The sequence below is a fragment of the Brasilonema sennae CENA114 genome (genome assembly GCF_006968745.1).
Taxonomy (GTDB): domain Bacteria; phylum Cyanobacteriota; class Cyanobacteriia; order Cyanobacteriales; family Nostocaceae; genus Brasilonema; species Brasilonema sennae.
In genome coordinates, this window is the sequence record NZ_CP030118.1 from 6,458,565 (window position 1) to 6,481,721 (window position 23,157).

Genomic DNA, 23,157 nt, shown 5'->3' on the forward strand with positions numbered 1-23,157 from the left:
CGCCACGCAAGCTATCATCGAGAATTAGTATCATATATCACGTATTGGAAAAACGCGGTAGATGACAACTACTGAATTTCTCTAAAGGATACGCGGGCTGTTGGTGCTTTAGGATCTTTACTTGCGAAAGCGCAGTATGCGCTTGGATTCGCTTTTCCATAATCCCTGAGGAAGCTTAAACAACTAGAGCGATCGCTAAAAGTCGTTACATACACAACAAATAAATGCCTGTCAACCAGATTTGGATAATCTGGTATCCAAAACACATCTGTTTGAGAATAACCTGCTCCCTGCAAAGTTTTCGTTTGCTTAACAGCACTTTGTAAATTTGGGAAGGTAGAGTCTGCTATAAAATGAAATGAACTAGGCAAAGCACCAGTCATTAGTTGTTTATGCACCATTTGAGAACTGGGGTTTCCAGAAGGAGATAACCTAAAAGAGGCATCTGGTCTTTGTGGTTTTGTGATTAACCCAGAGGATGTTTCTTTCTTATACGCTGTTGGTTGGCGAAAGTTTGTTAACAAAAGACCAATAATTATGGATGTACCGAATAATGCACCTATCATAAAAACGCTGCCAATAAATATGCTGTTCTGTCTTTTGTTTTCAGCGGCAGGCCTTAGAGTTGTAGGAAGAGTCTGGGCTGGTGGTTGAGTACGTTTAGCTACCTGCCCAAATGCCAGAGAACTTGCTATACTCTGTAGAGCATATATCATTGCTCTAGCGCTGGGATAGCGTTCTTTAATATTGTTCCGAATTGCTTTATCTAGGACTGCTGCTAAACTTGCACTGACTCCATCGCGCTGCCAGATACTCTCCCCAGTGTATAAGTCTGTTGTCATTTGTTGCGGCAATTGTCCTGTGAGCAAATAAATAGCTGTTAATCCTAAACTATATAGATCACTAGCAAAAACTGGACGCCCTGCTGCTTGTTCATTAGGCATGAACCCCGCTGTACCAACAATAATTGAACTGCTGATAGATCCTTGAGAATTCACCACTGTTCCCATCGTTTCTCGCACTGCACCAAAATCAATTAATACTGGTTTGTGATCTGATGAGCGCAAAATAATGTTATCTGGTTTAATATCGCGATGAATCAGACCTTTGTCATGCACATATTCCAGCACATCTAACAAACTGATCAAAATCGAGACAACCTCAGTTTCGCTTAAACATCCACTTTGTTGGACTTTCTCAAAGAGGGTTTGTCCGTCGATCCATTCTTGTACTAAATAGAATTGTCCAAACTTTTGAAAGTAAGCGTACAGACTGGGAATTTGATGACTAGTTGCTCCGAGATCCTCTAAAGTGATAGCTTCCCGTCGAAATCGCTTTTGTATCTGTTCTTGAATCAGAGAACTCTCGTTCACTGGTTTGAGTTGTTTAATTACACAACGGCGTGCCGAGGGCATTTGGGTGTCTTCTGCTAAGAACGTGTCGCAAAACCCACCAGATCCAAGTACACTGATGATGTGATAACGCTCACTCAGTAATGCTGGTATCGTTCTTTTTTCTTGATTCATATTAATTTTTGTGTTTTCTAAATAATTGACAAGATAAAATCATAATTTTTACAAATCCAGTGTACCTTTTCGGATTTTTGTCAATGATGTTAATAGAATTTTCATAGAAAGTTGTCAATAGCAGAATATTACAGTAATTTCTACTTTGAGAAACAATTAAATTTTATATCAACTCAAGATTTTAAATTCAAAATAAGTTCTTTTAAATACTCTCTACAGAGAATATTTGGATAAGAAAATTATGAAAAAAGCGAAACTCAGAAAAATTTATATATATCGAGCCAAATTAGTTTATTTTCAAGTAATTTAAGTCAATTATAACGCTTCTTTATGAGTCAGCAAACATTATCTAAAAAAAGTGCCAAAATAGTGATGCTTTTAGTGGTATTGAACGCCTAATCAATATGCATCAAACCACGAAGAAATCAAATTTCATCGATCATATAGCTTGAGGTTAAGCTGATGCTTCAGCAAGATTTAGTTATCAGTAGTAGCCATGACTTACGGCTTGTAGGGCTTTCAATTATCATTGCAGTTCTTGCATCATACACTGCTCTTGATTTAGCTGGGCGGGTCACGGCAGCTAGAGCGTCAGCTAGAATAGCTTGGCTCATTGGTGGCGGGATTGTGATGGGAATCGGTATCTGGTCGATGCATTTTGTCGCGATGCTTGCCTTCAGTTTGCCGATACCGATGTTCTACGACATGTGGACTGTGGTGGTGTCAATACTGCCTGCGATCATCGCTTCGCTTGGCGCACTTTTTCTTGCCAGTCGCCGAGTGTTGAATCTCTGGCAATTGCTGATTGGCGGTACGCTCATGGGTATTGGTATTGCGTCGATGCACTACATTGGAATGTACGCGATGCGAATGGAAGCAACCACTGAGTATAACCCACCGCTGTTTATGCTTTCTGTGGCGATCGCCATTGGTGCGTCGATCATCGCACTATGGATTGCGTTTCAATTACGCATGCAGACGAGTACCGTAGGGTGGACAAAGCTTGGCAGTGCAGTCGTCATGGGAGTAGCAATTGCTGGGATGCACTACACAGGAATGGCAGCAGCTCATTTTAAAGCTAGCAATTTACAAGTATTTACGAGTTCCCAAGCAATAACTAACTCCCTAAGTTGGCTGGCTATTGGGATTGGTGTCGCCACTGTTGTTATCTTGGGTTTTGCATTGCTAACTTCGTTTGTCGATCAGCGTTTAGCAGCCTCAGGGAAGCTTTTGGAACAACAAGAAGTCGAAACGATACGTTCCCAGCAATTTATAGAAATTACTTTAGGCATTCGGCGATCGCTCAATTTAGATGATGTTTTCAATACAACAGTTAATGAAATTCGTCAAGCATTAACTACAGATCGTGTTATTATTTATCGCTTCAATTCAGACTGGAGTGCTACTATCATCGCCGAGTCAGTCGCAGAGGGTTTTGTAAAAACTTTAGGACAAAAAATCAATGATGCTTTTCAAGAAGATGAAATTGAAGTGTACAAAAATGGTAGAGTTCGAGCCACTAGCAAAATTTCTCAAGCGGATTTGACAGATTACCAGAAAAATCTTTTAGAAAGTTTTCAAATCAAGGCAAATTTAGTTGCACCGATTTTAAAAAATTATCAGCTTACAGGTTTATTATGTGCCCATGAATGCTTGAAACCTCGAAAATGGCAAAAATCTGAAATTGATTTATTTGGACAACTGGCAATTCAAGTCGGAATTGCCTTAGAACAAGCAAGTCTTTTTGATGAACTTCAACAAGCGCAAAAAGTCTTACGGCTTCGCGATCGAGCAATTGCAGCTGCTAGTAACGCCATCTTTATTACCGACTCGCACCAAAGCGACAATCCGATCATTTTTTGCAATCCTGCTTTTGAAACAATCACAGGCTATTCACAAGAAGAAGTGCTTGGATGCAACTACCGCTTTTTACTGGGAACCGACACAAATCAAACGACTGTTGAACAAATACGCGACGCTATGCGTGATTCAAGTGAATACCAGATTACTGTCAGAAGTTACCGCAAAGATAATACTCCATTTTGGTATGAATTAACAGTTTCTCCAGTACGAGACGCATTTGGACGAGTCACAAATTTTATTGGGGTGCTATCTGACATTACTTTACGCAAGCAGGCGGAAGAAGGATTTCGCCAAACTAAAGAAGTTCTCCAAAGGCAGCTTTTAGAACTTATTACTGACGTTAAAGAAGCAACTCATGGTGATTTAACGGTTCGAGCTAAAATTTCATCTGGTGAAATTGGTGTAGTAGCAGATTTTTTAAATACAATTATTGACAGTTTCCAGCGGATTGTAACTCAAGTAAAAACAGCTGCTGACAGCGTGAATGTTGCTATCGGCTCAAACTCTAGTGCGCTCCAACACTTAGCAGATGAAGCAATCACACAGGTTAACGAAATTAACCACACTCTTGAAGAAATGGATAACATGAGCGTGTCAATCCAAACAGTTGCACAGGGTGCAAGCCTTGCGACAGAAATGATTGAAACGACTTCTGATAAAGCAGAGGCGACTGCTAAAGCAATGGATTTTACACTCGACACTATTTGGAATTTACAACAAATTATTGTGGAAACAGCCAACAGAGTCAAGTGTGTGGGCGAAACTTCTCAAAACATTTCCTCCCTTGTATCCTTAATGAACCAGATTGATATACAAGTCAACTTGTTAGCTGTCAATACTGGTGTTGAGGCTGCGTGGATGGGTGGAAATCCAATCTTTATCAAATTAGCAGAAGAAATTTCTCAATTGGTTACCAAGTCTGCTGAAGTTACCAAGGAAATTTCACAAATTTTCGACAACATTCAATCGCAAACCAAGGAAGTTGTCAAAGCCATAGAACAAGGAACAACTCAGATGGTGGGTGGAGTAAAAGTTGTTGAAAATGCCAAGCTTAACCTCAATCAGATTATAGATGTGTCCCGCGAAATGAATTCTCGCTTAGAGTTAATTCTTACAGAAACAGTTTCTCAGACAAAAACATCTCAAACAGTTGTGTCATCCATAAAAGAGGTAGCGATCGCTTGTGAACGTACTGCCGAGTCGTCTAGCATAGTGTCTAGTTCTCTACAGCAAACACAACAAGTAGCGCTAGAATTACAAGACTCAGTCGGTACCTTTAAAACAGGGGAAGGGGAACTCCTAAACAAAGCCGGACAAGCTTGATCATACCGCCCCACCAGCTAATACCGTTTCACTTTAAAGTTAGAACAAACGCGGGTAAGTGGGGGGAGTCAGGGGAGTCGGGGGAGTTGGGGGAGTCAAATGTATCAGGATTTTTGTCAAAGGGTATAACTCGTTTTTATCCAAAATTGTCCAGGTTGAGGCGGTATAGCCGCCTCAAAGAACAGCCAAGACCAAACGAGCTGGATAAAGCTTGTCCGGCACTTTGTCTGGGAAATATATATCCCAGATGTTAACGTCAGACAAAAGTAGATCAAAGTGGCAAAAATTTTAACTTCTTAAAAAGAACTTTACATCAACATTGGGGAAAGATGCAATACATATAATATTTTTATAGGATTCCTCCACAGATTTTTGTTCAGCTAGGTAAAGTTTATTTATGTTCTCAGTTAAGCGTTAAGCGTTAAGTGCGATGCACTGAGCGTGGTCGTTGTGTTCCCACTGCTCACGAGTTCGTATGGCTTTGCCACGCAAGCTAACATAAACCAAACCGGATTCTTATAGTACTGCTCGCTTATGCTGGTCAGTACATCACCACAAAAGGAGATATTTTAATGAATTTAAAGGCAGTTGTAGAACTGTTCCAAGAGACATTCCAAGAATGGAGTAAGGATAAAGCGTCGCGTTTAGCCGCAGCATTATCTTATTACACTATTTTTTCTATTGCCCCATTACTGATTATTGTAATTGCGATCGTCGGTGCGGTATTTGGAGAAGCAGCAGCACAGGACGCAATTAGACAGCAACTTGAGGGTTTGGTCGGTCGTGATGGTGCAGGCGTTATCCAAGAAGCTATCAAAAATGCCAACCAGCCAAGAGCAGGAATTATCGCCTCTATTATTAGTGTTATAGTCTTGCTATTTGGTGCAACTGGTTTATTTACTGAGTTGCAAGATGCACTGAATACGATTTGGGAAGTGCAGCCAAAACCCGGACGGGTTATGAAAAACATAGTTCGCCAACGTGTGACATCGTTTGCGATGGTATTAGTTATTGGTTTTTTATTACTTGTGTCACTTGTGATTAGTGGAGTGTTAGTGGGGTTGGTTGGTTACTTTAGAAATGTGCTCCCTGGTGTCGATTTTATTTGGCAGTTTGTGAATTTTCTTCTTGGTTTTGTCATCACCACATTGCTATTCGGACTTATTTTCAAAGTCTTACCTGATGTCAAAATTACTTGGAATGATGTTTTGATTGGCGCTGCTCTAACTTCATTTCTGTTTTCTATTGGGAGATATGTTTTAGGACAGTATCTGGGTAACGGCAGTTTTGGATCAGCCTACGGTGCTGCTGGTTCTGTAGTCGTTATCCTCGCTTGGGTGAATTATGCTGCCCAGATTCTCTTTTTTGGTGCTGAATTTACCCAGGTTTATGCGAGAAAGTATGGTTCTCGTATTGTTCCTGATAAACATGCCGTTCCTCTGACTGAAGATGCTCGTCTTAATCAAGGGATGAAACCAAACAATAGGAATGAACGAACACAAAAGAGAAAACGCTTTGGTGATGACTCTAACTAATAGTAATTCCAAAAATGTTTTTGGCAGATAGTACATTTTACTTGCAACTCGTAGTCCGTCAACAAAGCAAGAATTTATGGGGTAAGTTGAGCCAAGATTTTAATCATCTTGGTTCACAAAATATCAGACTTAAGTAGACCAAAAAAATGAAAGATAGGATTTCTATTTGATGTTTTAACGGAATTCAGTACAGTTTATGTTCAGTATTAAGAGTTTCCTGTTAAACGTTAACCGTTCCCTACCTCTACGAGTAATATGTACACAACGACTAAAACTTACTGGAAGTAAGCAAGATTATCAAATTATATTTGATTTTTTTAGGTGAAATTATTTATCAAGTAACCACATAAAAAAACTTAAAAAAAACCTCTAGTTTTCTCTAGAGGCTTTAGTAGTAATTGAGAAGAGAAATGCTGGAGAAGCATAGCAGTTTTATTTTGCCTTAGAACTAGCTATATACCCACATCCAGAAGGAATAGAATTAAAAAAGATAATTTTTATACTTGTAATTCAGACAACTCTAAATTGTTGGAATTATACTCTACGCATAAATTACTCTACAAATACCAGCTTAGATTTTTTTGCGGGTAAACAATAACACGACAACCTAAAGATATATACTCTAAAGATGTGACAGTGTACACAAAAATAAGTCAAATTTATCAGTTAGCAGTGAGCCAGCACGGCGCAGGAGGGTTTCCGTCCGTAGGCGACTGCGTAAGCGCAAGCGCACGCGGCTTGGGCGTAAGCGCAAGCGCACGAATCGAGCGTTCGCGCAGCGTCTCCTACGGAGATACGCGTAAGCGTGTCCCTTTGGGACTTACAAAGTAGCGTCTGGGCAGGAGATACCCGATAGCCCTCCGGGTTCGCCAGTCGCCTGGCTGTCGGGAGACCCTCCCGCAGCGCTGGACTCACCGTAAGGCGTGGCCGTTCCCACTAGGGCGAACCCGAAGGGTTATCGGTGTCGTGTCCCCTATTCCCTGTTCACTGTTAAGCGTTCCTTGTTAAGCGTGTTTGCTGAAAGTAAGAGGAAACTTTTGATTAAAGTCTGATACATACTCTTTATGAGTTCCCGCGTTCTTTGTACAATATGACGGTTGTACTAAGTGGCGGACTGTGATTGAGCGTTATACCTTGCCCGAGATGGGCAATCTCTGGACAGAAGCATATAAGCTAAAAACTTGGCTGCAAGTAGAAATTGCTGTTTGTGAAGCTCAAGCTGAGTTAGGTTATATTCCAACTGCAGCAGTTGAAGAAATTAAAGCAAAGGCGAATTTTGATCCAAAGCGGGTGCTGGAAATTGAAGCTGAAGTCCGCCACGATGTGATTGCTTTCTTGACAAATGTCAATGAATATGTTGGAGAGGTGGGGCGTTACATCCATTTGGGTTTAACAAGTTCTGATGTCCTGGATACAGCTTTAGCGCTGCAACTTGTTGCTAGTCTGGATGTGTTGATGCAACGCCTAGAAGATTTGATTGAGGTTATTCGTCAAAAGGCTAAGGAACATCGCACGACGGTGATGATTGGGCGTTCTCACGGTATTCACGCTGAACCGATCACTTTTGGTTTTAAGTTGGCTGGGTGGTTGGCAGAAGTGTTGCGACACCAAGAACGTTTGAAAATTTTGCGTGAAACAATCGCTGTGGGTAAGATGTCTGGTGCGGTGGGAACCTATGCCAATATTGAACCTCGTGTGGAGGCGATCGCCTGCCAAAAACTCGGACTCAAACCGGATACAGCATCGACACAGGTGATATCGCGCGATCGCCACGCCGACTTTGTGCAGCAACTAGCCTTACTCGCCGCATCCATAGAACGCTTCGCCGTCGAAATTCGCAACTTACAAAAAACAGACGTTCTAGAAGTCGAAGAATTCTTCTCCAAAGGGCAAAAAGGTTCCTCAGCAATGCCCCACAAACGCAACCCCATTCGTTCAGAAAGACTCACAGGAATGGCGAGATTAGTTCGCTCTCATGCTGGTGCTGCGTTAGAAAATATCGCACTTTGGCATGAGAGAGATATTTCCCATAGTTCGGTAGAAAGAGTGATTCTTCCCGACTCTTGCATTATGACTCACTTTATGTTGAAGGAAATAACCAACTTGGTGAAAAACCTGTTGGTTTATCCAGAGAACATGGAACGGAATATGTACTGCTATGGTGGCGTCGTATTCAGCCAGAGGGTACTGTTGGCACTGATAGATAAAGGAATGAGCCGTGAAGAAGCTTACGCAATTGTGCAAGAAAACGCTCACACTGCTTGGAACAAACCAAATGGTGATTTTCATGAGTTGATAGTCAAAGACTCTCGCGTTACCCAAAAGTTATCTACGGCAGAAATTGAGGAGTGTTTTGATTCACAACAGCATTTAAAACATTTAGAACAGGTTTATCAAAGATTGGGAATTTAGTTTGGAATGAGGTGCGTAACTGCTGCGTAACGCACCCATTTTTGAAAGTAATATCAACATTCTTTATTCACAAATCTGCCTTCAGGGCGATCTAGTTACAGCTGCAATCAGGTAATCTTTGATTTGTAGGTAACAATATTTCATATATCGTTGTATGTAAGGGGTGAATGTAGATTCTGTACGCAGCATACTGTTAAAAGAATCTTCATTTTTATATTTATTGGGTGTTTGTCTGTAACCGGATGTACCTCACAAAAAACTCAAGCAACTGACGGGGTAGAATACAAAACTCAGGTTGTCGGTTGGGTAGAAAAAGCAAGGATTCCTGGTGTTGCTCAAGAGATCAAAGTAAAGCTTGATACTGGTGCCAAGACCACGTCAATTAATGCTGAAATTTTAGACAAATTCAAGTGGATGGAAGACTAGTGCGATCGCCTTTTCAATATTCTCAGTTTTCTCGGTTTCGCGATCGCACAAGGTTTTGATACGATGTTTTGACAACAAGTGATTTTTGCAATATTGTTGTTGTATTAAACACATCCTGTTCTTAACCTCATAGGAACACATCATGAAAAATACCATTTTGACGACAAACTCCGGTCTCAGTGACAACGAAAACACCACGAACAGCAAACGACAAAACCAACGAAACCACAACCTACTTCAAATCGACGACGAGTGGGAGGGACTGACAGACGAGGATCTGCGAGCAATATGGGGCGGCAGCGTTAGTCTTCTCCAACAAGTGGAGGATGTGGTAGGAGGGAACGAGCTAAGTGTGAATGATTTACAGCAAGCGTTATTAGATTTAAATATTCTTTAGTGATTCGTATTAGATTAGCGTTTTATTACCTCACTCGTGCAACTTCGGTCAAACGCTCTATTTGCAAGGACAAACTTCTTTACCACAGTAGCCACTTCGGGGCTTTCGGATACCTGGAACTGCTCCCAAAGTGTTAACTAGACGATCGCAAGCTTTACCAGAGACAGGCGATAGTCTTTTTTTTGTTGGTGACGAAGATTTTACCGATGGTAAATTTAATCGTCCCAGTTTTTGATGAAATAGCTTATCAAGGTGTTCCCGATATCCGCGTGATTGTCTATCGGGGGGTTCCAGCAATGGCAATGTTGCGTCTCCCCACGCGGGCTTCTGACGGTAAGGCTAATTTACACAGAGGTGGCGTTGGTGTTGGTATTGATCTCTCAACAGGCACAACGCTAGCTGGTATCCAGAAAAACCACTACATTGAAAAACATCCTGAAACTGGGCATTCATTGCGCGATCGCCAGATACCTCACTGGCAAACAATATTAAACATGGCTGCTAAATTGGGCGATAAAACAGAGTTTGGCTATCTCGGCGTTGACATTGTTCTTGATCAGCAAAAAGGTTCACTTTTACTAGAAATTAACGCCCGTCCTGGACTTGCAATTCAAATTGCTAATCAACAAGGGCTAATTGGGCGACTCAAAGCAATTGATCATGCCTTGCCAAAACTTTCAGGAATTCCAGAAAAAATTGCCTTTGCACAAGAAGCATTTGCAGTAGAAGCCAGTTCAATTAATGTGTTGTCTGATCTTTACAAGTAAGTTCTTGGGTTCATAATGCTCCCACAACAGAAAACTATTTACCAAACTTGGCATACAAAGCAGGTAAAACTACCAATGTTAATGCCGTAGAAGTAAACAAATCACCTAATTCGGCATGGGGTGCGATACGCCAAGGGCGTCTGCGCCCTGCGCAATCGCCTGCCAAAAACTCGGACTCAAACCGGATACAGCATTAACACAGGTGATATCGCGCGATCGCCACGCCGACTTTGCCCAACAATTAGCCTTACTAGCCGCATCTATAGAACGCACTGATATAGCAATCGCCAACTCTATTAGGACATATAGCAGGGAACAGGGAACAGGGAACAGGGTTGAAAATCTCGTAATGTCCGTATTTTCTCATTCGTTCATGTCCTAATCTACCTGGCAACGGCTATAACTGTTAAATTTCTTGAAATATTTTATAATTCCCACAAACGACTTCTACACAGATATCTCCTTCCAAACGAAAATAAATGAGTGATGAATCTGTCTCAATGCTTCCCTTTGAATCCTTAAATGGGTAAGACAAGGCTGATAAAATTTGACTTTCGCCTTCCTCGATTTTCTTGAGTTCGACCTCCCCTACCCAAAAGCAAAAATCTTCATCATCTGTATTTAGAGGCTGAGAAATCACAAGGTGAACGATTCGATAAAGTTCAATCTTCGCATCACCAGATTCGGGACCAAAGGTAAACTCAAGGCGCAATCCAACATTTTGAGGAAGTAAAGAAATTCCAATGAGATCAGCGCTTTTCAAATCTTCCAAAAAGGTTGTTATATTTTGGGCAATGCTTATAGTCATGGAATCACAATTTTTCCGGTACTATGTGTATTTGCTCCAGGGATAAATTGTATTTTGCTACCAAATTTGTCGTACCTGCGAGGGTAATATTTTCTATTATTACCTTTAATCTTTGGCTCGGTACGAACAATTTATCCATTTGGTCTAATATGAATTACACTACCATCTGGATGCTCATAGGTTTCATATCCGCCTGTTGTGGAGGTTTGAAATTCAAAGCCTTGATTGGTGAGTATTGTTCTTGCTTCTGACCTAGTTTTTCCTGTTAGATTAGTAAGCTGCTGGGCGGCTAGATTCATCAGTGAGAAAGGACAATTCGTTTTGTAAGATTTGTTTTGTTCATTGAGTATTACACATCAAAGATACAACCACTTGTGTTTCCTCTGATCATGCAGTGTTAATCCCCTTGCACTTAAGTGGATAATTTCAACTTTTGGATCGAATTGAGCAGGACTTGAAAATAATTGGTGATGGGCGATAGCTTGGCGCTCTGCCTGGAGCGCAGATTGCATGAATACACAGGCAATACGGTTCGGTTGCTTGTTTTTTTTCTCAAGGAAGATCCCCCCAACAGAGTTAAAAAGGGGGCTTATAACCCTCTTTTACCCCCTTAAAAAGGGGGTCGCCGCAGGCGGGGGGATCTTATCCGAACCGTATTGAATAGACAGGTATTTTTCGCTCACAATTCAATAACCCGCAAGTTGGCTTATTAGATTTGAACTAACCTGAAAACTGAAGCTAAAAATCCACTTATCACTATCAAACCGAGTATATACAGGATTTGGGTAGTACGTTGAGCCTTAACTAAGATTTCCTGGTAAGAAAGTTGATAATTTCTAATCAGAAAGAAGGCTGGAGGACTAAAGATTTGAGGTAGCAATCGATTGAGTAAAAATCGCAGCAAAGTGTTGACATTCCAAAGCTTTGTGCGAAGGGGAGCTTGGTTATACTGCCAAGGAAAAGCAATTTGGGCAAGACGTATCAAAGCTTTGACATCAGCAAACCGTAAGGATTCGTATAAAGGTAGAGCACCAGAGATGTCATCATCATTTTTAGAAAGTGCTTCGTTGAGGACACACACATCTTCTAATGCAGAATTGACTCCTTGTCCAATGTCTGGAGGAAAGCAATGGATAGTGTCCCCTAACAAGACTACCCCAACTGTAGAAGAGGGATCGCCCATTCCTTGATTTACTTGTTTGTGTCTTAACTCGAAGTGCAATCCAGAACAATATTGGGGAGGAGGAAAGTAACCGCCTTCACTGGAAGCAAATCGAGCAGCTTCTTCAGGCGAAACTATTTGGTGTATAGGCAATTGTGGAAAGGCTTGCTCAAGAAAGTTATACACCTGTTCACTATTTTTTAATTTCCATATCTCATGATTTGGTAGTCTAATGATATTTGCACTACGAAATTCATCTGGATTTTTAATCGGTAATAAACCAAGGGATAATGTTCGCCTGCTGTCTCGGAAAGCGCTACGAACTGCGTATGACATAGTACATACAGCGTGTTCCTCACCACTATTATCTAACGGAAAATTTGGAGGTAAACTTAACACTTTATACCTCAACTTTGAGCTAGGCGAAGGAAAACACTTCATCTCAAATCTATCTGATGTAGACTTGTCCCACTCTTTCAAAGTGTTTCGGACAATAGAGTAAATGCCATCACAACCAACCAGAAGCTGAGGCTCAAATTTGGCAACCCTACCATTCTGTGTTTGGCTAACAACTTCAAGCTGTTCACCCTCTGCGTGTTCTTGGGCTATCTTATTGATTTCAACACATGTTGTATTAAACAGTACAGTGATCTTGTCTTGCCAATTACGTTCAATTTCTTGATATAGCAAAAGAACAAATGCCCTTCGGGGAATCCAGTAAGCTGTTTTTTGCTTTGGATCGACAAAAGGTAGTTTAAATGTTTTTTTGCTTCCGTTGGCTTTGATTTCTGTTAGATAAAATTCTTTATTGGGAACGCTGATTTCTATTAGCTTGTCAGTTATTCCAAGGAAGTCAGTAAATTTTTGACCCCGACCATCAATGAGATAATTGAATGATTTGTCGGGTTCATAGTAATCAGCAGTGGCGCGTTTTTCCAAAACTGTAATATTTGTCCAACCACGTTTGGCTAGCATTAATGCTGTGGCAAGTCCTGCTGGACCTCCCCCAACAATCAATACATTTTGGCGAGAATGATTGGTTTTCTCTGCTGCATGAGTATCGGTAAGCATATTAATGTTGGTGTTGGCATCTGCAATTATTTTCAATATTAGATAAAATATCTCGCTTTAACTCTTACTTTGGTTTTAATTCCCTTGGGGAGAAGTGGGTGATTTCAACTTGCGAATCCTTGTACAAGCAATATCCTGATGTTCTATTGTTTCAATCCCCTTAACGGGGAATAAATAATTTCAACTCAACGAAAACTATGGTGTGCGATCGCGCATCAAATTGAGCGTTTCAATCCCCTTAACGGGGAATAAATAATTTCAACGCCATTGATAGTTTTATTCTCGTGTCTATGGGGGAAGTTTCAATCCCCTTAACGGGGAATAAATAATTTCAACTGTTCCAGCAAACTCAAGACCGTTCTCTCGAACTGTTTCAATCCCCTTAACGGGGAATAAATAATTTCAACCTCTTAGTTGATACTTTTCGGGATTTAGGCTTTTGGGTTTCAATCCCCTTAACGGGGAATAAATAATTTCAACCCTGTAATCTAGCCTGTACCTTAACATTACTAAGTAGTTTCAATCCCCTTAACGGGGAATAAATAATTTCAACATTTCGGATTTGCTTTCATTGAGATTTTCAGCAGCGTTTCAATCCCCTTAACGGGGAATAAATAATTTCAACTGTAGACAGTAGACAAGATTTACCTTATATACAAAGTTTCAATCCCCTTAACGGGGAATAAATAATTTCAACATAGAATCACTGCCGAACTCAGTTTGAAATTCATCAAAGTTTCAATCCCCTTAACGGGGAATAAATAATTTCAACTGGTTTTGGATTAATAACTGCGGCGAACGTTTACCAGTTTCAATCCCCTTAACGGGGAATAAATAATTTCAACGGTAAACAAACTAGCCGAATGCATCTCAAATAATGTTTCAATCCCCTTAACGGGGAATAAATAATTTCAACCTCTTCTATTCTACAGCTACTTTTCTGATTCTTCTTGTTTCAATCCCCTTAACGGGGAATAAATAATTTCAACTTTTAAGGCGTAACTCTTACATAATTCCATCCAAGTTTCAATCCCCTTAACGGGGAATAAATAATTTCAACTGCTGTCATATGAAACCCATGACCAATTCAGTTTTCGAGGTGCGGTTGCGCGGATGTATAACAAAAGTACCATTTCAGCGATCAGGTGTCAAGTAGTGCCAATTTCAAAATAGCCTCAAACTCACTCCTGGCAAAGGTTCTAGCGATTGCGCGGATGCCGTTTTTTTGAAAAACTCTCAAATTCAGAGCTGATAAGCCTTTGAGCCGCAAATGTCCTTTTGACTTTTCAAACACCTACCCATCCGCGCAGTCTTTCAAAATTCTGAGGTTTTATTAGGAGTAATATTACGTGGATAAGTCAGTTTCCAGCTTTGTGGATCTTTTAATTCATTGTACATACCCTGGAGGATTAATCTGAAAGCCGTTCGAGTTCTGATGTAGTCCCTGATCAAATGCGTACCTGGTTCAGCAAAAATCCCATCAACTTCTTGTAACGTGCCAAATGGTTTTTCACAGTTGCTGCCAGCACCTTTTACAGTTAAAACAAAAAATGGGGCATCCTTGTATTTATCTGGAACCATAAAGATTCCATACACTTGATGTTCACCAAGCCACGGCTGAACAACGACTTTGGTAGCATACACATCGTATTTTCCAAATCTTGGTCTCAAAACGGCTTTGATGTTGCAATTAGAATCATCTACAGGAAACCATAAATAAAGTGTTGTCAGGCTTGTTAGTAACAGAAGCAATATAAAAGTAATATAGTTGTGTTTCCACCACATAAGGTTAAAGAATTCGTGATTCACCATTACTAAGTTAATGACGAATCACGAAAAATTGCACAGCGACTTGACTACAATAACCCAACCAGGTGCAGTAGACCGTGACCTGTAACGAGTTCGATAATTAATGCTATGAAGCCTAACATGGCAATACGACCATTCCAAACTTCTGCACTACTTGTCATACCCCACTCCCAACCCTCTGGCGGGTAAATTCTCACCTTCTTCTTCCATTGGGTGGCTTGGGCGAACTTCAGACTGGGGGCTTTTAATGCATCGAGAACCAAATCAGCTAGGGCTTTGATAAACACCGGATGTGTGTTGAGTGCAGGTACGCGACGGAAGTTGTGAATTCCAGCTTCTTCTGCAAGTTCGCGATACTCAATATCAATTTCTTGTAATGTCTCGATGTGTTCTGAGACAAAACTGATAGGTACGACAACCAAGTCTTTGACACCTTTTTCCCCTAGTTCCGGGATAGCTTCTTCTGTATAAGGTTGCAGCCATTCCACCGGACCAACGCGGCTTTGGTAAGCTAAGACATGAGAATTTGGTCGATTGAGGGTTTGCATAATCAGATGAGTGCATTCCTCAATTTCTTGCTGGTAAGGATCGCCTGCTTCTTCAACGTAACTTTTGGGAACGCCGTGGGCGCTGAAGAAAATTTGAGCTTCATCAGGATTGGGACACTGTTCTATTTGTTGATCAATCAGCTGCGCCATTGCTTGCAGGTAGCCTGTAGATTTGTACCAAGAGGGAATAACAGTGTAATCAATCAGCTGAAGTTTTGGGTTTTCTTGCCAAATTTTGTCTAAAAGCCGGAAGCTGGAACCACTAGTACTGATAGAGAATTGTGGATACAAGGGTAAGATGACAAGACGGTCGATGTTATCTTGGGTAATTTTGGCGATCGCCTCTTCGGTGTAAGGATGCCAGTAACGCATACCCACGTAAATTTTAGCGTCTTGTCCCAAGTCATCCAACTGTTCTCTTAAGGCTTCTCCTTGAGCTTCGGTTATCCGTCGTAACGGTGAACCGCCGCCAATTTGCTTATAATTTTCTTGAGATTTTTGAACACGCCTTGAGGAAATCCACCAAGCTAGGGGTTTCTGCAACCAGGTAAACGGTAGGCGAATGATTTCGGGATCAGAAAATAGGTTATAGAGAAATGGCCTAACATCTTCTAATTTGTCAGGACCACCGAGATTGAGTAATAACACGCCTACGCGACCCATAGCTATTAAAATCCCCCAATCTTTTCAGCTTTTTTACTAATGTTAACAATATATCCTGAATAAATATCTAAGTTAACGATAAGAGGAAAGGTTGTGGCTACAATTTTGAGGAATTGGAGTTACCGCTATCAATGGTTCTACGATAGCATCTCTGGTTTAGCGGCTCTGAGTGTAGGCGGTGAGCCAGCGCGTTGCGGGGGTTCCCCCCGTTGTAGCGACTGGCGAACCCGTAAGGGTGAGGGGCGTTTGAGGCAATTAGCTTTGCAAGGATTAACAATTTCAAAAGATACCAAAGTTCTAGATTTATGTTGTGGTAGTGGTCAAGTCACACAGTTTTTAGTGAAATTGTCACAAAATGTAACAGGTTTAGATGCTTCCCCATTATCCCTAAAACGGGCACAGCAAAATGTTCCCCAAGCTAAATATGTGGAAGCTTTCGCGGAAGATATGCCATTTGCAGATCATGAGTTTGATGTAGTGCATACAAGCGTCGCACTGCATGAAATGGAGCAACAGCAACTGCGGCAGATTCTCCAAGAAGTAAACAGAGTCTTGAAGCCAGGAGGCGTGTTTACACTCGTGGATTTTCATAATCCTACCAATCCCTTATTTGTGCCTGGAATTTGGGTATTTTTGTTGTTGTTTGAAACACACACGGCTTGGCAATTGTTGAAAACTGATTTGCCTGCGTTATTAACAGAGATTGGGTTTGAAGTTGGTGAACCGAAGTTGTATGCAGGTGGGAGTTTGCAGGTGATACAGGCGAAGAAATGAGGTAAAAAGACGACGCAGAGTCGTCTGAATTAGGATCGGGAGGATCCCAAATGTCCAAATTTACAGTTCGCCCTGGTGATTGAGCAACCATTCACAGTTGGCGCAACCAGGAAGCTTCTTCCAAGACAGCTTTCAAAGAAAGCAGGTTTTTCCGGTTAAACCAATGTTTCAAAGCTTGCTTGAACTTTCCCTGTGCTGCTGCTTGCACTCCGTCACTAACAGCAACGCCGATATGTTGCATGACACTTGAGTCACGGTAGCAGTCCATCATACACGCTGTACACCCATCACGAACTCGCTGTGAGCCGTCAAACTCTGTGATGTGGCACAAGGGCTGATCCCAGTTGTGACAACGGTAGAGGTTAAGGTGCCAGTCTAGGTAAAAGAGCTTCCAGCCACCAAGACAGGCGAATTGCTCTGGTTCACCACTTAAGTGACGCTGCATATCTTCTATAGAACTGGTAGGATTTACGACGCGAAAATCACGTTTGAGCGCTTTGACGTTCTCGAAGCGCTCATGCAATTCCTCAACAGTGTAGTCCACCAAGTGGGACTCTGCATAACCAAGGTAGGATGATGCCAAGGTCGTGAGTGGATAGGAGAAGGTGACGCTGTCAAACCCAAGTGACTTTAAGAATGGTGGGAGCTTTTGGTAATCTTCTATCAGTCGGCTCATGGTGACTGAGGCGGTTGTACCGATGCCTCGGCGGCTCAAATGGGTATTGGCATCGCGGATGCGAGCGCACACTCCCATAAGTCCTCGGTTCTGTTCGTGTTCCAAAGCCGCAGCAGCATCAATAGAAATAAAAACTCCTAAAAGCCCTGCATCAGCCATCTCGTCGATGCGTTTTGGCGTCAAGAGCGAACCGTTAGTCACAAGCATCGGTGCCATACCGATACTAGACGCATGAGCTATCATTTCTGTCAAGTGGGGATGGAGCATTGGCTCACCACCCACGTAGATGAGGAAATATACCCCATTGCGATAGAGAATCTCCGCCGCAAGCTTTGCATCATCTAGGGTTACAGAATGCCTCAAATCTATCGGCAACTTATCTACTGCGAAGTTGCAGAACCCGCAACGAGCATTACATGCACTGGTAATGGCGAATTGACACGTGGAAGGTCCACCATCTAAAAATCCCTGTAGCGCCATTTGCCACAATGACCGTCTTTTTGACTGCAAAACCGAGTTACTATGAGGCATCTTATACTTTTTTGTTAATAATATTCACAGGAATTATACTGGATTTTAGTGACTAGTTTTTTTTATCAAACTCCACCTTACCGTAATCCAGTTTTATAATCCTATCTGCTACATGAAAATAGCGGTCATCGTGGGTAATTGCCAGTACAGTTTTGCCTTGATCTCTCAGTTTTGGTAAAAGTTGAGTGTAGAAGATTTCTTTAAATACTGGATCTTGGTCAGCCGCCCATTCATCAAACAGATAAATTTGTCTATCTTCTAAATATGCTGTTAGCAAGCCAAGTCGTTTGCGCTGCCCTTGTGAAAGATTTGTAGTCGAAAACTTGCCATTTTTTACTTTGACTTTATGGTCAATCTGGAGTAGCTTCAAGTACTCTTGAGCTTGAGTATCTAAGTTAATATTATCTAATCCTAAAAGTTCTTCAAATAAATAGAAGTCCGAGAAAACGACAGAAAAATGTTGACGATACCACTCTCGATTTTCTTCGGTAATCAACTCTCCATCAAACAAAATTTTTCCACCTTCCGGAATGTAGAGTCCTGTAATAAGTTTAGCGAGAGTCGATTTACCGCTGCCATTTCCTCCAACAATGAACACCAGTTGTTGAGGATAAAATGTTAGGTTAATAGGACCGATAAGAAAGCTGCTGTCTTCTAAATCTGTACGATAAGTATGAGTCACATCCACAAATTGTAACTCGTGCCAAGAAGACTTGCTTTCTGGTGGAACGGTTGATTGTTCAGCTTGGTTTGCCAAAGATAAACCCAGTGACTCTATCTTTTGCAAGGCTATGCTAGCTTTACTGATTACGGGGAGGTTCTCCACAAGGTTGTTCATTGGCATCATCAAGTATGTAAAAGTCAAGATGTAGCCAGAAAGAGTTTGACGACTGATGGTGAACAGATGCGGAAGTGCAAACAGCACAAAACCAATCGCGAAAAAAAACAAAAGTCTTCCCCAACTCGTTGTTGATGTAAAGAAAGTTAAACCTTCAATGCTGTGACGGCTGAATTGGGCTGCGGTTGATTGCAGATTCTGAGAAAGGAAGACCTGACGCCGTTTGTGGTGTAATTTGAGTTCTTTTACTCCTTCAGTTATGGTACGGAAATGCTTAAATAATATATCTTGATCATCTCGTGCAAGAGCAAGGAATTTCTCTCCTCTGACTAACAACCACTGGGAACTACCAATTGCTACCACTGCAAGTCCTATAACCATCACAAGTACAAACCACGATAGCCAAGTAATATACAGTAGGCAACTTGCTACGATAGCAATATCAATACAAAGGTAAGGCAGTTGGTGTACAGCATTAGCAACTGTCTGCACATCTTCAGTGAGGGTTGCCAAAATTCGGGGATTTCCTATCTGTTCCAAATGACTCAACCCGGAAGAGAGAATCTGGCGACTCAAGCGCATTCGCAATTGGAAGACAGCATTTTGAGATAAGCGAATCAGCATCACCTGAGAAATCACACTCGTAATCAGTGCTACGAGTGCCAGCCCGAGAAAAGCCCAAGCCAGAGTCGTGAGGCGTTCACCATTGCTGCCACTTGCTGCAGTGCTGATCAGGGCGATGAGGCTGGCGCTGCTACCGCCACTGAGAAATCCGGTGACAATTGCGATCGCCACCATTCCCCAAGAAGAACGCAGGAGAAAGTAAATCAGATTCATGAGAGGGAAAAGGGAAAAGGGAAAAGGGAACGCTTAACAGGGAACTTTGACTCCAAAGTTATATCTTAGGTCATACACTAATGTGCAGATCATTCATAATACGCGCACATTGCTGGCGTCTGAGACAACCAATCTATTTTTCTATGCTTTTGACAACTTCTTTGAGTCTGACTATCATTCATTTCCTATTATTCATCCTTTGTATATCGGCTGTCTTGTTTTACTGTTATGGAATCTATGCAGCGTTCGCCTTCTTCCATCATCCCCATCTCGGAAAGCTAAATTTCCACCCACCCGTTACTATCCTCAAGCCCATTTGTGGTAAAGATGACGAAACATACAATAACTTGGTTTCTTTCTGCCAACAGAAGTACCCAAACTATCAAATTGTCTTTTGTGTTCGCGATCCATTAGACTGTGGCATACCAGTTGTCAAGCAAATCATTCACGAGTTTCCAGAATTAGATATTGAGTTAGTCGTCTGCGAAGACATCATTGGAACTAACCCCAAGGTGAGTAATTTGGCTAACGGCGTCACCAAAACTAAACATGAAATCTTGATTATTGCTGATAGCGATATCCGAGTTGGGATAGAATATCTGCAAAGAATCATCCAGCCACTAGAAGACAAGAGTGTTGGTGTTGTCACTTGTCTATACCGTTCTGTAGCCAAAGGATGGGCAAGCATTTTGGAAGCTGTTGGAACAGCAACTGATTTCCATGCTGGTGTCTTAGTCAGCAATCAAATAGAAGGGATCAAGTTCGCCTTTGGTTCAACGATTGTGATTCGTAAAGAAGTGTTGGATGAAATTGGGGGATTTGGGGCGATCGCCGATTATCTGGCAGACGACTTTCAACTCGGCTACTTACCCACTCAAGCAGACTACAAGGTTGTCCTTTCCGACTACATAGTTGACCATGTATTGGCATCTAGCACTATAGCAGATTCCATCCAGCGTCAAATTCGCTGGGCACGTTGTATACGAGTTTCTCGCCCTTGGGGTTATCTGGGACTGATTTTTACTTATGGTACTGTCACAAGCTTGCTACTGCTGATTGCTACAGGTGGATCAACAATCGGCTGTGCTGTGTTCGCTATCACTTGGCTAATGCGATTAGTTATGGGCTGGGTTGTTGGCGTTATCTACCTTCAAGACTCTGGTGTCCAAAAGTTTTTCTGGATTGTTCCTGTACGCGACGTCATTGGCTTTCTGATTTGGTGCTACAGCTTATTTGGCAGGACAATTGAATGGCGCGGGCGACGATTTCGACTCATAAAAGGCGGTAAGCTAGTGGAAATGACAAATAATATTATGTTCGGATGAACACTTATAAAAAAACGAAGAACCTCACCCCGCCCTATGCCTAACGGCACGCTACGCTATCGGGCACCCCTCTCCTTAATAAGGAGAGCCAGTGCGTTGCGGAGCCAGTCCTGCAGGAGGGTTTCCCTCCGTAGGGATCTGGCGTTGGGGTTCCCCCCGTTGTAGCACCTGGCGTGAGGGGCAGGGGTGAGGTTTTTGTAGCTGTTCAAATTTGTGGAGTGAATCCAGTATGAATGGTGAGTTAATATCTTTAGAAAAACCTCTTTTAGAAAAGACGACTCGAAACACTCCCTACATTCCGCGCCATCATAGACGCATTCTCTGTATATTTCCCAAGTACAGCCGCTCGTTTGGAACCTTTCATCATGCATACCCCTTGAGAGGAAATGTTCGGGCTTTTATGCCACCACAAGGGATTTTGGTTGTCGCATCTTATTTTCCTAAAGAGTGGGAAGTCCGCTTTATTGATGAAAATGTGCGATCGGCAAAAAGGGCTGATTTTATCTGGGCTGATGTGGTGATTGTGAGTGGGATGCATATCCAGCGACCACAGATGAATCAAATTAATGAACTTGCCCACCGAGAAGGTAAAATCACTGTTGTAGGTGGTCCTTCGGTGTCTGGTTGTCCAGAATATTACCCAGAGTTTGATATTTTACAGCTGGGTGAATTGGGAGATGCAACTGACCAAATGATTGAGTATTTGGATCTACATAGCAATCGCCCCCAAAAGCAAATTCGCTTTGAAACCAAAGAACGCTTACCCCTAAATGAATTTCCGATTCCGGCTTATCACCTGCTGAATTTCGATCAATATTTCCTTGGCAATATTCAATTCTCCAGTGGTTGCCCTTATCACTGTGAGTTTTGTGACATCCCTGCATTATATGGAAACAATCCCCGTCTCAAAACTCCAGAGCAAGTTCTTGCTGAACTAGATGCGATGCTGGAATACGGAAACCCAGGGGCAGTGTATTTTGTCGATGATAACTTTGTGGGTAATCGCCGTGCTCTGATGCAGTTGCTTCCGCACCTGATTGATTGGCAAAAGCGCAATGGCTATCCGATTCAATTTGCCTGCGAAGCCACATTGAATTTAGCGCAGAGTCCCAAACTTTTGGAAATGATGCGCGAAGCGTATTTTTGTACAGTTTTCTGCGGTATTGAAACGCCAGAAACGGAAGCCCTCCAAGCTATTTCCAAAACTCACAACCTCAGTATGCCGATTCTTGAGGCAGTGAAAGTTCTCAATAGTTATGGGATGGAAGTTGTCTCAGGAATCATCATCGGGTTTGATACAGATACACCAGAAACCGCAGACAAAATTCTGGAATTTATTCATCTGTCTCAAATTCCTATGTTGACAATCAACCTACTTCATGCATTACCAAAAACAGCATTGTGGAGTAGGTTAGAACAAGCAGGACGACTTGTGTCTGATGAAAATCGCGAGTCGAATATCGAGTTTCTCATGCCTTATGAACAAGTCGTTGAGATGTGGCGTCGCTGTGTGACAACTGCATATGAGCCGGAATTTCTTTATCAGCGGTATGCCTACAATATGGAGCATACCTACCCTAACCGCATAGAGGTTCCCAATAGTCCTGCTCGTGCTTCTTGGGCAAATATTAAGAAAGGTTTAACAATTATGAGCAATCTCCTGCTGCGAGTAGGTCTATTGGGTAACTATCGCAAAACTTTTTGGAACATGGCACTACCAGCATTGAAAGCTGGTAAAATCGAGCAACTGATTCACGTTGGATTGGTCGGGCACCATCTGATTAAGTTTACGACCGAATGCGCTAAGAAGGAAGAATCAGCTTCTTTCTATTCCCAAAAAATACGCAATACCGTTCACACCTGACC

17 protein-coding genes, 1 pseudogene and 1 CRISPR repeat array are annotated in these 23,157 nt (G+C 41.9%); of the genes and pseudogenes, 10 read left to right on the forward strand and 8 right to left on the reverse strand.

Going from position 1 to position 23,157, the window contains the following annotated elements; genetic code table 11:
* Positions 1–68: 68 nt before the first annotated feature.
* A complete protein-coding gene (locus DP114_RS26850; protein ID WP_211178580.1) occupies positions 69–1,526 on the reverse strand; it encodes a serine/threonine-protein kinase in 1,458 nt (485 codons plus the stop codon).
* A 462-nt stretch (positions 1,527–1,988) separates the two neighbouring features.
* Here DP114_RS26850 and DP114_RS26855 point away from each other — a divergent pair, with 462 nt between their 5' ends.
* The 7 genes and pseudogenes from DP114_RS26855 to DP114_RS36430 form a co-directional block, all read left to right on the forward strand.
* Entirely contained in the window at positions 1,989–4,712 is a 2,724-nt protein-coding gene (locus DP114_RS26855) for an MHYT domain-containing protein (protein WP_171977573.1), read from the forward strand.
* 572 nt (positions 4,713–5,284) lie between these two features.
* The gene (locus DP114_RS26860; RefSeq protein ID WP_169266735.1) at positions 5,285–6,247 is read left to right on the forward strand and encodes a YihY/virulence factor BrkB family protein; all 963 of its coding nucleotides are present in this window, start codon (positions 5,285–5,287) and stop codon (positions 6,245–6,247) included.
* A gap of 1,116 nt (positions 6,248–7,363) precedes the next feature.
* A complete protein-coding gene (gene purB, locus DP114_RS26865) occupies positions 7,364–8,659 on the forward strand; it encodes an adenylosuccinate lyase (RefSeq protein WP_171977574.1) in 1,296 nt (431 codons plus the stop codon).
* A gap of 228 nt (positions 8,660–8,887) precedes the next feature.
* Complete coding sequence (locus DP114_RS26870; protein ID WP_246162802.1) at positions 8,888–9,085, forward strand: putative ATP-dependent zinc protease; 198 nt, start codon at positions 8,888–8,890, stop codon at positions 9,083–9,085.
* Positions 9,086–9,227: 142 nt separating this feature from the next.
* Positions 9,228–9,482: a hypothetical protein gene (locus DP114_RS26875; RefSeq protein ID WP_169263213.1), complete on the forward strand. Its 255-nt coding sequence runs from the start codon at positions 9,228–9,230 to the stop codon at positions 9,480–9,482.
* A 206-nt stretch (positions 9,483–9,688) separates the two neighbouring features.
* The gene (locus tag DP114_RS26880) at positions 9,689–10,249 is read left to right on the forward strand and encodes a sugar-transfer associated ATP-grasp domain-containing protein (RefSeq protein ID WP_169263286.1); all 561 of its coding nucleotides are present in this window, start codon (positions 9,689–9,691) and stop codon (positions 10,247–10,249) included.
* Between the two features lie 151 nt (positions 10,250–10,400).
* Positions 10,401–10,553 (forward strand): annotated as a pseudogene (locus tag DP114_RS36430) (adenylosuccinate lyase); the annotation flags it as partial.
* 102 nt (positions 10,554–10,655) lie between these two features.
* Here DP114_RS36430 and DP114_RS26890 read toward each other — a convergent pair.
* The 5 genes from DP114_RS26890 to hemH all read right to left on the reverse strand — a co-directional run bounded on the left by DP114_RS26890 (position 10,656) and on the right by hemH (position 16,310).
* The gene (locus DP114_RS26890) at positions 10,656–11,057 is read right to left on the reverse strand and encodes a hypothetical protein (protein ID WP_171977575.1); all 402 of its coding nucleotides are present in this window, start codon (positions 11,055–11,057) and stop codon (positions 10,656–10,658) included.
* Positions 11,058–11,188: 131 nt separating this feature from the next.
* A complete protein-coding gene (locus DP114_RS26895; protein ID WP_169263215.1) occupies positions 11,189–11,356 on the reverse strand; it encodes a PASTA domain-containing protein in 168 nt (55 codons plus the stop codon).
* Positions 11,357–11,766: 410 nt separating this feature from the next.
* Positions 11,767–13,290, reverse strand: coding sequence for an FAD-dependent oxidoreductase (locus DP114_RS26900; RefSeq protein WP_171978313.1), 1,524 nt, complete (start codon positions 13,288–13,290; stop codon positions 11,767–11,769).
* Positions 13,291–13,438: 148 nt separating this feature from the next.
* Positions 13,439–14,350: direct repeats of the CRISPR family, unit length 37 nt; unit sequence GTTTCAATCCCCTTAACGGGGAATAAATAATTTCAAC.
* Between the two features lie 254 nt (positions 14,351–14,604).
* On the reverse strand, positions 14,605–15,102 hold the full coding sequence (locus DP114_RS26905; RefSeq protein ID WP_246162805.1) for a hypothetical protein: 498 nt from the start codon (positions 15,100–15,102) through the stop codon (positions 14,605–14,607).
* A gap of 44 nt (positions 15,103–15,146) precedes the next feature.
* The gene (hemH, locus tag DP114_RS26910; protein ID WP_169263216.1) at positions 15,147–16,310 is read right to left on the reverse strand and encodes a ferrochelatase; all 1,164 of its coding nucleotides are present in this window, start codon (positions 16,308–16,310) and stop codon (positions 15,147–15,149) included.
* 93 nt (positions 16,311–16,403) lie between these two features.
* On the opposite strand from hemH, the gene DP114_RS26915 reads away from it, so the two are divergent.
* Positions 16,404–17,084 carry a class I SAM-dependent methyltransferase gene (locus DP114_RS26915; protein ID WP_169263217.1) on the forward strand — a complete coding sequence of 227 codons (681 nt, stop codon included), beginning with the start codon at positions 16,404–16,406 and terminating at the stop codon, positions 17,082–17,084.
* A 91-nt stretch (positions 17,085–17,175) separates the two neighbouring features.
* Here DP114_RS26915 and DP114_RS26920 read toward each other — a convergent pair whose 3' ends face one another.
* Complete coding sequence (locus tag DP114_RS26920; RefSeq protein ID WP_171977576.1) at positions 17,176–18,291, reverse strand: radical SAM protein; 1,116 nt, start codon at positions 18,289–18,291, stop codon at positions 17,176–17,178.
* A gap of 52 nt (positions 18,292–18,343) precedes the next feature.
* Complete coding sequence (locus DP114_RS26925; RefSeq protein ID WP_171977577.1) at positions 18,344–19,966, reverse strand: cyclic peptide export ABC transporter; 1,623 nt, start codon at positions 19,964–19,966, stop codon at positions 18,344–18,346.
* Between the two features lie 143 nt (positions 19,967–20,109).
* Between DP114_RS26925 and hpnI the strand changes: the two genes are divergently transcribed.
* The gene (gene hpnI / locus DP114_RS26930) at positions 20,110–21,291 is read left to right on the forward strand and encodes a bacteriohopanetetrol glucosamine biosynthesis glycosyltransferase HpnI (protein ID WP_171977578.1); all 1,182 of its coding nucleotides are present in this window, start codon (positions 20,110–20,112) and stop codon (positions 21,289–21,291) included.
* A gap of 229 nt (positions 21,292–21,520) precedes the next feature.
* Positions 21,521–23,155 carry a B12-binding domain-containing radical SAM protein gene (locus DP114_RS26935; protein WP_171977579.1) on the forward strand — a complete coding sequence of 545 codons (1,635 nt, stop codon included), beginning with the start codon at positions 21,521–21,523 and terminating at the stop codon, positions 23,153–23,155.
* Positions 23,156–23,157 lie beyond the last annotated feature (2 nt).

Coding starts and splice junctions, on each gene's coding strand:
- DP114_RS26850 (WP_211178580.1), bottom strand. CDS start 1,526: ATGAATCAAGAAAAAAGAACGATACCAGCATTACTGAGTGAGCGTTAT.
- DP114_RS26855 (WP_171977573.1), top strand. CDS start 1,989: ATGCTTCAGCAAGATTTAGTTATCAGTAGTAGCCATGACTTACGGCTT.
- DP114_RS26860 (WP_169266735.1), top strand. CDS start 5,285: ATGAATTTAAAGGCAGTTGTAGAACTGTTCCAAGAGACATTCCAAGAA.
- DP114_RS26875 (WP_169263213.1), top strand. CDS start 9,228: ATGAAAAATACCATTTTGACGACAAACTCCGGTCTCAGTGACAACGAA.
- DP114_RS26880 (WP_169263286.1), top strand. CDS start 9,689: ATGGTAAATTTAATCGTCCCAGTTTTTGATGAAATAGCTTATCAAGGT.
- DP114_RS26890 (WP_171977575.1), bottom strand. CDS start 11,057: ATGACTATAAGCATTGCCCAAAATATAACAACCTTTTTGGAAGATTTG.
- DP114_RS26895 (WP_169263215.1), bottom strand. CDS start 11,356: ATGAATCTAGCCGCCCAGCAGCTTACTAATCTAACAGGAAAAACTAGG.
- DP114_RS26900 (WP_171978313.1), bottom strand. CDS start 13,290: ATGCTTACCGATACTCATGCAGCAGAGAAAACCAATCATTCTCGCCAA.
- DP114_RS26905 (WP_246162805.1), bottom strand. CDS start 15,102: ATGGTGAATCACGAATTCTTTAACCTTATGTGGTGGAAACACAACTAT.
- hemH (WP_169263216.1), bottom strand. CDS start 16,310: ATGGGTCGCGTAGGCGTGTTATTACTCAATCTCGGTGGTCCTGACAAA.
- DP114_RS26920 (WP_171977576.1), bottom strand. CDS start 18,291: ATGCCTCATAGTAACTCGGTTTTGCAGTCAAAAAGACGGTCATTGTGG.
- DP114_RS26925 (WP_171977577.1), bottom strand. CDS start 19,966: ATGAATCTGATTTACTTTCTCCTGCGTTCTTCTTGGGGAATGGTGGCG.
- hpnI (WP_171977578.1), top strand. CDS start 20,110: ATGCTTTTGACAACTTCTTTGAGTCTGACTATCATTCATTTCCTATTA.
- DP114_RS26935 (WP_171977579.1), top strand. CDS start 21,521: ATGAATGGTGAGTTAATATCTTTAGAAAAACCTCTTTTAGAAAAGACG.